Annotated in this window: 15 protein-coding genes; 5 read left to right on the forward strand and 10 right to left on the reverse strand. The window is 66.7% G+C overall.

Annotation, left to right across the window (positions count from 1 at the left end; all coding sequences use genetic code 11):
• Window positions 1–139 precede the first annotated feature (139 nt).
• The gene (locus OCUBac02_RS10650) at window positions 140–679 is read left to right on the forward strand and encodes a hypothetical protein (protein WP_047581835.1); all 540 of its coding nucleotides are present in this window, start codon (window positions 140–142) and stop codon (window positions 677–679) included.
• Between the two features lie 10 nt (window positions 680–689).
• Here the strand turns inward: OCUBac02_RS10650 and OCUBac02_RS10655 are convergent, their stop codons facing one another.
• Genes OCUBac02_RS10655 through fliL form a run of 4 tightly spaced genes read right to left on the reverse strand, consistent with a single transcriptional unit; the run spans window position 690 to window position 3,651 of the window.
• Window positions 690–1,505: a MotE family protein gene (locus tag OCUBac02_RS10655; protein WP_244639156.1), complete on the reverse strand. Its 816-nt coding sequence runs from the start codon at window positions 1,503–1,505 to the stop codon at window positions 690–692.
• Window positions 1,502–1,963 carry a DUF6468 domain-containing protein gene (locus OCUBac02_RS10660; protein WP_173045507.1) on the reverse strand — a complete coding sequence of 154 codons (462 nt, stop codon included), beginning with the start codon at window positions 1,961–1,963 and terminating at the stop codon, window positions 1,502–1,504. The genes OCUBac02_RS10655 and OCUBac02_RS10660 overlap by 4 nt, the downstream gene beginning before the upstream one ends.
• Window positions 1,964–1,973: 10 nt before the next feature.
• The gene (gene fliM, locus OCUBac02_RS10665; protein WP_052232468.1) at window positions 1,974–3,101 is read right to left on the reverse strand and encodes a flagellar motor switch protein FliM; all 1,128 of its coding nucleotides are present in this window, start codon (window positions 3,099–3,101) and stop codon (window positions 1,974–1,976) included.
• 46 nt (window positions 3,102–3,147) lie between these two features.
• Window positions 3,148–3,651 carry a flagellar basal body-associated protein FliL gene (gene fliL, locus OCUBac02_RS10670; RefSeq protein WP_047580528.1) on the reverse strand — a complete coding sequence of 168 codons (504 nt, stop codon included), beginning with the start codon at window positions 3,649–3,651 and terminating at the stop codon, window positions 3,148–3,150.
• Window positions 3,652–3,935: 284 nt separating this feature from the next.
• Between fliL and flgF the strand changes: the two genes are divergently transcribed.
• Genes flgF through flgH form a run of 4 tightly spaced genes read left to right on the forward strand, consistent with a single transcriptional unit; the run spans window position 3,936 to window position 7,322 of the window.
• On the forward strand, window positions 3,936–4,679 hold the full coding sequence (gene flgF, locus OCUBac02_RS10675; protein ID WP_173045509.1) for a flagellar basal-body rod protein FlgF: 744 nt from the start codon (window positions 3,936–3,938) through the stop codon (window positions 4,677–4,679).
• 21 nt (window positions 4,680–4,700) lie between these two features.
• Window positions 4,701–5,492 (forward strand): flagellar basal-body rod protein FlgG, encoded by a 792-nt coding sequence (gene flgG, locus OCUBac02_RS10680; protein ID WP_047580530.1) that lies wholly within the window; start codon window positions 4,701–4,703, stop codon window positions 5,490–5,492.
• Window positions 5,493–5,504: 12 nt separating this feature from the next.
• A complete protein-coding gene (flgA, locus tag OCUBac02_RS10685; RefSeq protein ID WP_173045510.1) occupies window positions 5,505–6,551 on the forward strand; it encodes a flagellar basal body P-ring formation chaperone FlgA in 1,047 nt (348 codons plus the stop codon).
• Window positions 6,552–6,569: 18 nt separating this feature from the next.
• On the forward strand, window positions 6,570–7,322 hold the full coding sequence (flgH, locus tag OCUBac02_RS10690) for a flagellar basal body L-ring protein FlgH (protein WP_047580531.1): 753 nt from the start codon (window positions 6,570–6,572) through the stop codon (window positions 7,320–7,322).
• A gap of 285 nt (window positions 7,323–7,607) precedes the next feature.
• Here flgH and OCUBac02_RS10695 read toward each other — a convergent pair whose 3' ends face one another.
• The 6 genes from OCUBac02_RS10695 to OCUBac02_RS10715 form a co-directional block, all read right to left on the reverse strand.
• Complete coding sequence (locus OCUBac02_RS10695; RefSeq protein ID WP_173045512.1) at window positions 7,608–9,083, reverse strand: SulP family inorganic anion transporter; 1,476 nt, start codon at window positions 9,081–9,083, stop codon at window positions 7,608–7,610.
• 243 nt (window positions 9,084–9,326) lie between these two features.
• Entirely contained in the window at window positions 9,327–9,452 is a 126-nt protein-coding gene (locus OCUBac02_RS27500; protein WP_280528855.1) for a hypothetical protein, read from the reverse strand.
• A gap of 32 nt (window positions 9,453–9,484) precedes the next feature.
• A complete protein-coding gene (locus OCUBac02_RS10700; protein WP_173045514.1) occupies window positions 9,485–9,877 on the reverse strand; it encodes a GFA family protein in 393 nt (130 codons plus the stop codon).
• Window positions 9,878–10,028: 151 nt separating this feature from the next.
• The gene (dksA, locus tag OCUBac02_RS10705) at window positions 10,029–10,451 is read right to left on the reverse strand and encodes an RNA polymerase-binding protein DksA (protein ID WP_047580720.1); all 423 of its coding nucleotides are present in this window, start codon (window positions 10,449–10,451) and stop codon (window positions 10,029–10,031) included.
• A gap of 180 nt (window positions 10,452–10,631) precedes the next feature.
• On the reverse strand, window positions 10,632–11,654 hold the full coding sequence (locus tag OCUBac02_RS10710; RefSeq protein ID WP_244639157.1) for a hypothetical protein: 1,023 nt from the start codon (window positions 11,652–11,654) through the stop codon (window positions 10,632–10,634).
• Window positions 11,629–13,002 carry an MBOAT family O-acyltransferase gene (locus OCUBac02_RS10715; protein WP_173045516.1) on the reverse strand — a complete coding sequence of 458 codons (1,374 nt, stop codon included), beginning with the start codon at window positions 13,000–13,002 and terminating at the stop codon, window positions 11,629–11,631. Before OCUBac02_RS10715 ends, OCUBac02_RS10710 begins: the two co-directional genes overlap by 26 nt.
• Window positions 13,003–13,123 lie beyond the last annotated feature (121 nt).

The raw sequence follows: 13,123 nt of genomic DNA on the forward strand, positions 1-13,123 counted from the left end.
TGGCATGTTAACGCGGCCGTGGCGTGAGCGCAGGCCACTCCGTGCGCGAGGGTTTGTTTGCCATCATCCACGGTCTGTTTTGGCCGGCTGCCGGAGATCGGCTAGGTTCCCTGCCCGCATCCGTTGCCGGCGAGGCTGCATGACCACCCTGAGCCAGATCGCGCTGTTCGTTCCGGGCTTCATGATGCTGGTTGCTTTCTGCACCTGCTTCCAGCGACGGCGCGCGCAACGCAGCGGCGGCTGGAGCTACCTGACGCCGGGGCCGTTCTCCTGGCTGGGAATGCTCTGCGGGGTGATCGTGTCGGCCGTCGGAACTCTCGTCGCGGCCGCAGGCAAGGCGCCGGTTCCGCTCGCGGCCTTTTTCGTGCTGGTCACGCTGGTGCTGGCCCTGACCATCATCGTCGAGCGCGTACGCTGGAACGGCAAGCGGATCGAGCGCCGCACGATGCTGCTGCAGGAACGGGTCCTGTCCTGGAACGAGCTGTCGCGTCTCGGAGTGGAGCTGACCGGGTATTACTGGATTTCCGGGTTTGCTGGACCGCGAATCCGCTTTTCGCCTTACGATAACGGCTTCGACCAGCTCATGGCGAAGGTTTCACGCCATCTGCCCGATGACGGGCCGCCGGCCGAGATGGTGCATGAGCCGGACCTCGCCTTGGTCCGGGCCCAGGCGGGCTGACAGGCTTGAATCAGCGCCGCGGCGCCGGTGCGATCGCCGGGAGTTCGTTGCCGGGCAGAGGCGCTTCGTTCGTCACGCGCTCGACGGTCGCGACGCGTCCGCTGGTCGCCAGCGCGACGGTGAGCTTTTCGGCCCGGTCGGGTGACATCGCCGCCAGAACTTCCGACATCTTGCGCGGATTCATCTGCTGGACCACCGGCACCAGCACGTCGAGGCCGAGGCGGTCGAAGACGCGGGCGGCATCCTTCGGCTTCATCGATTCGTACATGATGACGAGGTTCTTGATCGCCTTGGCTTCCTCGATGGCCGGCTTGCCGGCTCCCGGCCCGCCGGCCTTCTCTTCGAGTGCCTTGAGGTCGCCGACGCGGCCGTCGAGCTTCTTCTCGGCGGTATCGAGCAGGCGCTCGCGCATCTCGAGCTCGCGCATCCGGCTCTCCAGCTCCTCGCGCCGTTCGCCCAGACGCTCGAGGATCGCCTTTTCGGCCGGCGACACCGGCTGGACCGAGCCGTTCATGATGCCGGCCTTGTTGTTGGGATTGGCGGCGCGGGCTGCATCGGCCTTGGCCTCGGCCTCCTTCTTCCCCTCCGCCTCCTTCTTCCCCTCCGCCTTCTTCGGATCGGGAGCAGGCACGGAGCCGGTCGTCTCGGGGTCGAAGAGCGCGGGCCTGGGCTTGCCGGCGCCTTTGGCCTCGGCTTGCGCGAACAGCGGGGCGTTGGGCGGGATATGGCCGGGAGAGGGCTCCGCCGTCCAGGCGAGCAGCTTCAGCGCCAGGAGACCCATGGCGCCGAGAATCACTGCCGGCAGGAGGCGAGGCCGTTCGATCACGCCGCCTGTTCCTCCAGGCGGCGGGCGGCGCGGGCCCGGATGGCGGCGGCGGACTGGGCCGCGCTCTCGAGCCGCGAGACCGGGACCGGGACCGGAGCGGGCGGCGCCTCGACCGGAGCCGCCTTGGCGCCGACGAGGGTCGCGGCGCTGACGATCTGGCCGATGCGCTCCATCACCGCCTGGCCGGCCTCGACCTGGGCGGCGAGATCGGCGGCGTAGCGCTCGGCGGTGCGCAGGCGCTCCTCCAGGGTGCGGTCGCAATCGCCCAGGGTCGACTTGAGGCCCGCGATGGCGCGCTCGGCATTGTCGGTCGCGGTGATCAGCGCGCCCACCGTCTGGCGCATGCCGGCCTCGTCCGCCTTCAGGCGCTCGATGCGCTTGGTCAGGATGAAGCAGGTGACGATGGTGGCGACGAGAAGACAGGCGACAAGCACGTCGGCGATGAGATTGAGCGTCATGACATCCCTATCAGGTGGTGGCGCCGAGATGGCTGGCGAGGCTGTCGAAGGCGGCAAGCGTCGTCTTGGAGCGGCGCAGCGGATTCACCACCTGCACCGCGATCTTGTCGTCGACCCGGCCGATACGGCCCTCCGTGACGACGAAGTCGCCGCAGCGCAGCGAGACGATCGAATCGGGCCTGGCGTCGAACATCAGCGTGTCGCCGATCTCCAGCTTCATGACGCGCTTCAGCGGCAACTGGGTCTCGTGGAGCACGCAGGTGACGTCGATATCGGCCTGCCAGACTTCGGTCGCGAGATGGTTCTCCCAGATCGGATCGCGCCCGAGCTTCTCACCCATGAAGCTTTCGAGCAGCAGTTCACGGATCGGCTCGATCGTGGCGTAGGGCAGGAGGATATGCAGCGCGCCGCCACGGCCCTCCATGTCGAATTTCAGCTCGACGCGGATGGCGGCATTGGCGGGGCGGGAGATCGAGACGAAGCGCGGGTTGGATTCGACACGGTCGACCGTGAAGATCACCGGCGAGAGCGGCTTGAAGGCGGCCTCGGCATCGCCCAGCACCAGCTCGATCACGCGGCGGACCATGCGGATCTCGATGGAGGTGAAGGGGCGGCCGTCGATGCGCGGGGCCGGCTGGCCGCGCTTGCCGCCGAACATCGCGTCGAGGACGGAGTAGATCAGGGAGGACTCGATGGTGATGAGACCGAAATTGTCCCATTCCTCGGCCTTGAACACCGAGAGCAGCGCCGGCTGCGAGATCGAGTTGATGTAGTCGCCGAAGCGTACCGAGCGGATGCTCTCCAGCGTGACCTCGACATTGTCCGTGAAGAAATTGCGCAGGCTGGTCGAGAGCAGGCGCACCAGGCGCTCGAAGATGATTTCGAGCATCGGCAGGCGTTCATAGGCGACCGAGCCGGAATCGACGATCGCCTGGATGCCGTTGCGGGACGTGCCGTCGTCGCCGCTGGAGAAACCGAGCATCGTGTCGATTTCTTCCTGCGACATCAGGCGGTCGGTACCGCCTTCCTGTTCGCCATCGTCCTCGACGATGTCGGGCATGGCGGCCCAGCCGGCGGCCATACCCTCCGGGGTCAGCGGCTCGTCGCTCGGCTTGTTCTTGTCGTCTTCGGTGCTCATCTCTGCGCCGCCATCTCGGTCCGGTCTGCGAGAGCCATCGGCTCGCTCACTGCACCAGCAGTTCCTTGAACAACACGGCGTCGACCTTGGCCGGATAGACAGTCAGGTTGACGCGGCGCAGCAGTTCTTCCTTGAGCCGGAACATGCCGGCCGAGCCTTCGAGGTCGGAGGGACGCAGTTCGCGCATGAAGACCTGGAAGGCGTCCTCGACGCGCGGCAGCAGCGGCCTGACCTGGTCCGCCGCCTTGGCATCGGCGATCTCCAGCACGACCTTGATCTTCATCACCGACTGGCGGTCCTGCTGGCCGCTATTGGACATGCCGATCATCATGTCCTTCATGTCGAGGAAGGCGATGGGGTTCTTGGCCTTGGCCGCTGCTTCCGCGGCGGCGACCTGTTCGGGCGAGGGCTTCTTGAGGAAGAACCAGCCGCCACCGCCGGCAGCCGCCAGCAGCACGACACCGCCGATGATGATGAAGAGCTTCTTCTTGCTCTTCGGCGCCTCTTCGCCGGCAGCGCCTTCCTCTTTCACCTTGGGTTTCTTCGCCATCTCGTCACGCGCCCCGGGTCGTCGGGCCGCCTTCTGCCACCCATGTGAGCACCTTCGCCAGTTACGGTTAACGCGTCGTTAAGGCGGCATAATTTGCCGGGCCGTTCTTGCCGCTCCAGCAGCCTGTGCCGAGTGCCGGTGGCTGACGGATTCGAGCTATCAATCAATGATATCAAAGGCTTGCAGGAATTAACCATCCTGGCATGCCGTTTGCCGGTATCGGGCCGTGGCGACTGCGCTGGGGAGCGTCGAGGTCGCCGCGGGACATGATCGGGAGATAAGCCGTGGAGAACGCGCTTCTCATCGGCCTGTCGCGTCAGGTGGCTCTGGCGCGCGAGCTGGACGTCATCGCCAACAACATGGCGAATGTCGGCACCAATGGATTCAAGGCGCGCAGCGCGCGCTTCAACGAATTCCTCATGCCTGTGGCGAAGGCCGACGCTTTCAAGCCGGCCGACCGGCCGCTTTCCTATGTCATCGACAAGGGCACGCCGCTCGACCTGTCGCAGGGCACGATCGAGATGACCGGCAATCCGCTCGACGTCGCGCTGAAGGGCGACAACTACCTCGTCGTGCAGACGCCGAACGGCGAGCGCTATACCCGCGCCGGCTCCCTGACCATCGACCGGCAGGGCCGGCTCGTGACCCAGACCGGTTTGCCGGTGATGGGCGATGGCGGGCCGATCGCCTTCGGCTCCAGCGAACATTCCATGCGCATCGCCGCCGACGGTACCGTCAGCAGCGACCAGGGCACGCGCGGCAAGCTGCGCCAGGTCCGCTTCGCCGACCCGGCCGCGCTGGTCAGCGAAGGCACCAACCTGTTCTCCTCGACCACGCCGCCGCAGGCCGCCGGCATCGAGGCGCGGCTGGAGCCTGGCGCGATCGAGCGCTCCAACGTCAAGGCCGTGGTCGAACTGACCCGCCTGATGGAGGTGCAGCGCAACTACCAGAGCGTCGCCAACATGATGAGCAAATCCGACGAACTGCGCAGCCGGGCGATCTCGCGCCTGGCCGACCAGCAAGCCTGATAGCGGAGAGGAGCACGCACCATGCGCGCCATGCAGACAGCCGCGACCGGCATGATGGCCCAGGAGATGAACGTCCAGGTCATCTCCAACAACATCGCGAACGTCCGGACCACCGGCTACAAGCGCCAGCAGATCCATTTCCAGGACCTGCTCTACGAGCATTTCCGGCGCGCCGGCTCGGCCACATCGGACCAGAACACCCAGGCACCGGCGGGCACCTTCATCGGCTCGGGCGTCAAGACGGTCTCGACCGGCCGCGTCATGACCCAGGGCAACATCACCCCGACCGAGAAGCCCTATGACGTCGCGATCCGCGGCGAAGGCTTCTTCCGCATCCGCATGCCGGACGGGCGCACCACCTACAGCCGCGACGGCTCGTTTGATCTCGACGCGCAGGGCCAGATCGTCACCCGCGACGGCTATCAGGTCGAGCCCGGCATCACCGTGCCGAACAACGCCTCCAGCGTCAGCATCAACGCGCAGGGCATCGTCGAGGCGATGGTGCCCGGACAGACCGCGCCGCAGCAGCTCGGCCAGATCCAGCTCGTGCGCTTCGTCAACAAGGTCGGCCTCGAGTCCATCGGCGACAACCTCTATGTCGAGACGGCCGCCTCGGGCCAGCCGATCGACGGCTTCGGCGGCGGCGAGGGCTTCGGCACGCTGCAGCAGAACTATCTCGAAGAAGGCAACGTTCAGGCCGTGACGGAGCTCTCCTCCCTCATCGCCGCGCAGCGCGCCTACGAGATGAACTCCAAGGTCATCACCGCCGCCGACCAGATGATGTCGGCGACGACCCAGATGTTCCGCGGGTAAGGGGGCACCAGCATGATCCGCCTTTCCCTGATCGTCCTGCTGCTCTCCGGCTCGGCCGCGTTCGCCGCGCCGCAGCAGAGCCAGAGCGAGCCGGTCGCGGTGGCCGCGGCGGTTGCGGCCCCCGCTGCCGCGGCGCTGCCGGCCAAGCTCCGACTGCGCCCCGAAATCAACCTGTCTCGCGATCTCGTCACCTTCGGCGATCTCATTCCGGGCCTTGCCGGAGAGGCCGCAGCGACCGCCGCCTTCCGGGCGCCGGCGCTGGGCGAGACCGGCACCATACAGGTCGCCCGCGTCGTCGAGGCCGCCCGCGCCGCCGGCATCATCCACGATGCCAATGAGCTGCACGGCCAGGGCTTCGCGCAGGTCGTGGTGACGCGCGCCGCACGCCGCATCACCGCCATCGATCTCGAAGCCGCCGTGAAGACCGGATTGCAGGAGCGCTTCGGCGTCGATGCCCGCATCTTCGCCCTGGCGATCGACGGCGGGGCGCCAAGCGTCGCGATCGAGCCGGAACTGACCGGCGACGTCGCCGTGGTCGACCTCTCCTTCGATGCCCGCTCGCGGCGTCTGCAGGCCCGGCTCGCGGTGCCCGGCAGCGCGGCGATGCGGCTGAAGCCCCTGCGCATCTCCGGCCAGCTCGTCGAGACCATGGAGGTGGTGGTGCCCAAGCGCCTGATCGCCCGCGGCGAGACGCTGGGGAAGGACGACGTCACCGTCGAGCGCCGCCCGCGCGACGGCCAGGGCAACGAGATCATCGGCGATGTCCGGGCCGCGATCGACAAGGTGGCGCGCCGGGCATTGCTCGCCGGGGTGCCGCTGCGCAGCAGCGACGTCCAGCGCGAGGAGATCGTCGCGAAGGGGGACCTCGTCACCATCGTCTACGAGGCGCCGGGCCTGCTGATCACGCTGCGCGGCCGGGCCAACGAAGCCGGCGCGATGGGCGATGTCGTCTCCGTCACCAATCCCCAGTCGAAGCGCGTGCTGCAGGGCAAGGTCAGCGGGCCGGGGCGGGTCTCCGTCCAGCCTTCCGCCGCCGGCCGTATCGCCAGCGCCCAGTAAAGTTCCGTGGAAAGAGCCATGTACGCCAACCGCCTCGCCAAGCTTTCCGGCCTCCTGCTGCTGACCGCTTCGCTCGGCGCCTGCGGTATCGGCGACCGCCTCGCCAATGTCGGCCAGGCGCCGACGCTCTCGCCGATCGAGGATCCGACCGCTGCCAAGGGCTACAAGCCGGTGCAGATGCCGATGCCGGAGGTGTCGCATGCTTCCTACGCGCCGAATTCGCTCTGGCGCACCGGCTCGCGCGCCTTCTTCAAGGACCAGCGCGCCCGCAATGTCGGCGATCTCGTCACCGTCAAGGTCAAGGTCACCGACCGGGCGCAGCTCAACAACACGACCAAGCGCAGCCGCAAGAACGGTGAGGATCTCGGCGCCGAGAACGCTTTCGGCTTCGAGAACAAGCTCGATGCCTTCCTGCCGAACGGCGCCAAGGCTTCCTCGCTGCTCAAGCTCGAATCGGACGGCTCCAGCGAGGGGGCGGGCTCGGTCAACCGCTCCGAGACCCTGGCGACGAACGTCGCGGCGGTCGTCACCCAGAACCTGCCCAACGGCAACCTCGTGATCGAGGGCAAGCAGGAGATCCGCGTCAATTTCGAGGTGCGCGAGCTGATCGTCGCCGGCGTGATCCGGCCCGAGGACATCGAATCCGACAACACGATCGAATCGACCAAGATCGCCCAGGCCCGCATCGCCTATGGTGGCCGCGGCCAGATCACCGATGTCCAGCAGCCGCGCTACGGCCAGCAGGTGATGGACATCCTGCTGCCGTTCTAAGCCGCGCGAACGGTCTCCCCGAAATCCCGGTCGGCGCGGAACGCTCCCCCCTGTCTCCGCGCCGGACGGCCGGCGGCCTCTCCCGAGCCGCCACCATCCCGGCCGCCCGCCACGCTCCCCAAGCTTTCACGGCAGGCGGCCCCAGGCCCCGCGTTCTCCCGACGCGGGGCTTTTCCATCATGGCGGCCGGATCGCCACGCGTGCTGTTCGAACATAGCGGCAATCCCGCTCCTTCCTCCGGGCGCGGGATCGCTTTGCGAGGCGGCCCATTCTTGGGGCTGGTCTTCAGTGCTCTGCCGCGAGCTTTCCGTTGCCCTTGTCATGGACGGCGAGGCGCTCGACCATGGTGGCTGTCGCCTGGTTCATGCCGACGATCTCGACGGCGATGTCATGATGCCGGAACTTGAGCACGACCCGGTCGAGCGCGTTGATCGCGGTGATGTCCCAGAAATGCGCGGCGCTCAGGTCGATCACCACCTTCTTCACCTCCTCCTCGCGGAAGTCGAAGGCGGCATGGAAGGCCTCGGCCGTAGCGAAGAAGATCTGTCCGCCGACGCGGTAGACACGCTCGTCGCCGGCGCGCTCGGAAGCGACGGCGAAGAACCGTGTCACCTTGTGGGCGAAGAACAGCCCGCTCAGGACCACGCCGAAGAGCACGCCCTTGGCGAGGTCATGCGTAGCGACGACGACCGCGACGGTGCCCAGCATCACGAAGCTGGAGCTCTTGGGCTGGATCAGCAGCGCCTTCAGCGAGCGCCACTGGAAGGTGTTGATCGAGACCATGATCATCACCGCGACCAGCGCGGCCATCGGGATCTGGGCGACATAGGGTCCGAGCACGACGATCAGGAACAGCAGGAAGCCGCCGGCCCAAAGGGTCGAGAGACGCCCGCGGCCGCCGGACGAGACGTTGATGACCGACTGCCCGATCATGGCGCAGCCCGCCATGCCGCCGAAGCAGCCGGCGACGATGTTGGCGAGGCCCTGGCCGGCGCATTCGCGGTTCTTGTCCGAGGTCGTGTCGGTCATCTCGTCGACGATCGCCGCCGTCATCAGGCTTTCGAGCAGGCCGACCATGGCGAGGGTGAGGGCATAGGGCGTGATGATCTTCAGCGTTTCCAGGGTGAGCGGCACCTGCGGCAGCGCGAAGACCGGCAACTCGCTCGGGAGCGCTCCCATGTCGCCGACGGTGCGGATGCCGAAGCCGAAATACATCGAGATCGCGGTCATCACGACGATCGTGACCAGCGGCGAGGGGATCGCCCGGGTCAGCCGCGGCAGCAGGTAGATGATCGCAAGCCCGGCTGCCGTCATCGCATAGACGATCGGACCGCGCCCGAGGAGCTCGGGCATCTGGGCAAGGAAGATCAGGATCGCGAGCGCATTGACGAAGCCGGTCACGACGGAGCGCGAGACGAAGCGCATCAGGTTGCCGAGCTTCAGGACCGAGGCGACGATCTGGAAGACGCCGGTCAGGAGCGTCGCCGCCAGCAGATATTCGAGGCCGTGCTGCTTCACCAGCGTGGTCATGACCAGCGCCATCGCGCCGGTCGCGGCGGAGATCATGGCCGGGCGCCCGCCGGCGATCGCGGTGATGACGGCGATGCAGAAGGAGGCGTAGAGCCCCACCTTCGGATCGACGCCGGCGATGATCGAGAAGGCGATGGCTTCCGGGATCAGGGCAAGCGCGACGACGGTGCCGGCGAGAAGCTCGCGCGTGATGTTCGGAGCCCATTCGCTCCGCAGATGAGATCGGGTCATGACATGGCTTTCCCAGCCCGATTCGGCCAAAAGCCTCCGGGCAATCAGAATCGGCCGCGGATGCGCGGCAGCGAAGACGGGAAGCCGGCCTCTAGGGCGGAGTCGGGCGCGTGCGCAGGAACCGGATGAGCGCGATCATGCGACGTGCATAGCAAACTCTCGCTGCAGTGCAATAACGCGCGGCGCGCAGGGGCCATGCGGGTCACGGGAGGCCGGGCACGATCGATGTCGCCGGCGTCGCGCTCAGCCTCCGCTGCATTCCGTGAGCTCGCCATTCGCGATCTTGTGCGTCCGGCAGCGCGGTTCGCCGCGCGCGCAGGCGGAGATCGCCAGCGTCACCAGCAGGCTGACGGCGAGCTTCCGCCACATCAACGCACTTATCCGCAGGCTCCCCATCGCCTCTAATCCTCTGTCCGATCCGCGGAGGTACGGTTGCGCTCATAGCGCTTCTTCAGCGGGAAGGGCGGCAGCCAGGATTCGCGGCGGATCGTCCAGAGCTCGTAGGTCGGCACGAACTGGTCCGGTGCATCCAGCGAGCCGAGATTGATCTCGACTTCGTCACCGCTGCGCCCGAACACCGTCGAACCGCAGCGGGGGCAGAAGAAGCGTCCGTCATAGTCGCGCACCTCGCCCTCGATCGTCACCGCCTCTTCCGGAAAGATCGCGGAGGCGTGGAAGAGCGCGCCGTGAAATTTGCGGCAGTCGAGACAATGGCAGATGCCGACCCGGTAAGGGCGCCCCGATGCCACGATCCGGATATCGCCGCACCGGCAGCCGCCCGAGAAACGGTCCATGTCGCGTCTCCTTCCAACCGGCGGTCGTCAACCGGAGATTAAAGCAGGCTGCGAGCCGGCGACAGCGCGGCCTTCAGGCCGTGTCTCGACGCGAAAGGCCCCGCACCTGTCGACGCGGGGCCTTTCGAAAGTCCGGAGAGGGCATGCCCACTCAATCGTCGCGGAAGACGCGCTCGTTGCGCTCGTGGCGCTCCTGAGCCTCCAGCGAGAGGGTCGCGATCGGGCGGGCTTCGAGACGCTTGAGCGAGATCGGCTCACCGGTCTCCTCGCAATAGCCGTAGGAGCCGTCGTCGATCCGGGCAATCGCGGCGTCGATCTTGGCGATCAGCTTGCGCTGCCGGTCGCGGGCGCGCAGTTCGATGGCGCGATCGGTTTCGGAGGAAGCCCGGTCGGCGATGTCCGGGTGATTCTCGCTCTCCTTCTGCAGGGTGACCAGTGTCTCCTTGGCCTCCCGCAGGATCTCGTCCTTCCAGACGAGAAGCTTGCCGCGGAAATACTCGCGTTGACGATCGTTCATGAACGGCTCGTCATCGCTCGGTTTGTAATCCGCCTCGAGGATGATCTGCTTCGACATGGGCGCGCTCTCTCTCTTGTCGGCTCACGCACCCATCGGCTGTGCCGCGGGAGGGGAGCCGATTTGGCGCCCTTATAGCGATCAGTCTCAAGCGGAACAATCGCTTCCGACAGGGCTTCAACGGCTTCGTGAAAAGACGCGATTTTCTGCCGAATTTCGATGAAATCGGCCGGTTTCGCGTCAGTTCAGCTTGCGTATCGCCTCGGCAATGTCGGTTTCGACCAGCCGCGCGATCGGCTGGCGGTAATGACTATGGTCGAAGAAGAGGCCGGGATCGCGCAATTCGGGCCTCTCGACCCGCCAGTCGACCAGCGCCGTGCGCGGGCGCCGGGCCGCCAGATCGGCGAATGCCTTGCGGCAGGCCGTGTCGGCTTCGGCATCGCGCGTGCCGGGCTTCGGCAGGGCGGTGACATAGACCGGCGGGCGCAGGAGGATCAGCGCCGTCTCGGCCGGCGCCGTCTTCATCAGCTCCTCGAGGCCGCTCGCGGCCGGGAAGGGGCCGTCGACATTGCCGCCGCCGGTCTCGATCGGCTTCTGCAGCCGGGCGATGATCTCGGGATTGGTGCCGTAGCCCTGCACGCCATAGCCCGATTCGTAGTCCCAGTAGCCGTCCGGGCGGGCGCGCTCGGCCTTGCGGGAGGCGAGGTAGCCGATACGGCGGGGCAATTCCTCCAGCAGGTCGAAGCGCATCAGCCCGCCGACATACTCGGAGAGGCTGCGACTCATGAGCCAGAAGGGGAAGGGCTTCTCGTTGGGCAGGGCCGGGTTCGCGGTGCACCAGTAATTGTCGATGCCGACGACGATCGCCTTCGGCGGTGCCGTGCGGTGATGGCGCAAGAACCAGTCGATCGTCGCGAAGGTCTCCTTCGGCATGGTCGCCGGCGCGATCAACGAGACGAAGGGGATGCCGGTCTTCGCCCGCAGCTCCTCCGGCGAGATCAACTGGATATGCGAATTGCCGAAGATGGCGCCGGTGAAATTCGGGTCGCGGCCGCGGCTGGCCAGCGCGGTGCGCGGCCCCTGCGGACGTACGCCCTCCTTGAGCTTCAGGGGCGAACGTCCGGAATCATAGGGGTCGATCAGGAAAGCGGCCGTGAGGAAGGCGGCCGCGATCAGCACCGCCGCGCTCAGGAAGGCGCCGGTGAAGCCCGTCCACTTCGCCGCCCGAGCGGCCTGCTCAGAACTGGAAGTAGATGAACTCATAATTGGCGTCTTCGCCGATCTTCAGCAGGATGATGACGAACAGGAGCCCGCACAGGATCGCCAGCCAGCGGGCCGGTGGCAATTTGTGGACGAGGTTCCAGGCGGTGGGGCCGATGATGGCGAAGGCGGCGGCCGGCAGCAACGCGCGCCATTTGAACCCGGTGCCGATCGGGCCGAAGCCGAACAGGCCCTTGTAGATGGCGAGCGCGGCCTGGAAATTCGTGGCCCGGAACAGCACCCAGCACAGCGCCACGAACAGGAAGGTGAGGCACCAGCCGAGCGCTGCCGGCATCGGCAGGTTGGCACGGCGCCAGAACAGCGCGACGATCAGCGCCAGCCCATGCGCCACGCCCCAGGCGACGAAGGTCAGCCCGGCGCCATGCCAGAGCCCGCCCAGCGCCATCGTGGCGAAGAGCGCCCAGATCTGCGTCGGCAGGCCACTGCGCGAGCCGCCGAGCGGGATGTAGAGATAGTCGCGCAGGAAGCGCGACAGCGTCATGTGCCAGCGCCGCCAGAAATCCTGGATCGAGAGCGAGCGATAAGGCGCCTCGAAGTTCTGCGGCAGCACGACGCCGAAGAGCAGGGCAAGGCCCAGCGCCATATCGGTATAGCCGGAGAAGTCGAAATAGATCTGGAAGGTGAAGGCGAGCGTCGCCTGCCAGGCTTCCATCAGGCTGACGACCTTGCCGGCTGCCGCCGCCGCGAAGACCGGGTTGGCGTATTCGGCGAGCGGATCGCCGATCAGCACCTTCTTGGCGAGGCCGAAGGTCAGCAGCATCAACCCGCGCGCGATCCGCTCGGCCGCATCCGGGCGCTGATAGGGCCGCTCGTCGAACTGGTGCATGATCTCGCGCCAGCGCACCAGCGGGCCGGCGAGCACCTGCGGGAAGAAGGCGATGTACAGCGCGTAGCGGACGAGATCGTAGCGCGGGGCCTGCCCACGCCGGAGATCCGTCAGGTACATGATGTGGTGGAAGGTGAAGAAGGAGATGCCGAGCGGCAGCGCGATATCGAATTTCGGCGCCGGCAATCCGGGAATCATTCCAGCGAGATCGGCGAAGAAGTTGAAGTACTTGAACACCGCGAGCACGGCGAGGTTCAGCACGATCGCGAGCGTGATCAGCGCGCCCGACTTCGTTTTCTGGAAGGCCTCGGCGATCAGCCAGTTCAGCCCGATCGAGAGCGCCAGCAGCGGCAGGAAGCGCCAGTCCCAGTAGCCGTAGAAGGCAAAGGACAGCATGACCAGCACCGGTAGCCGCAGGCTCGGCGCAAAGCGCTCCGCGCCCCAATGGAGGGCGAGCGCGAGCGGCAGGAAGGCGAGCAGGAAGGCGAAGGAATTGAAGAGCATCGGGCGGGAAGCGGATCAAGGGATGGCTGCCGCCTTAGACCATTATCGGCGGCGAGTCATGTCGGGGGTGGTGCGGCGTGATGGAGAAGGTGAGCATCTGCCCTTCAGCGCTCATTCTGAG

Source organism: Bosea sp. ANAM02 (assembly GCF_011764485.1).
Classification (GTDB): domain Bacteria; phylum Pseudomonadota; class Alphaproteobacteria; order Rhizobiales; family Beijerinckiaceae; genus Allobosea.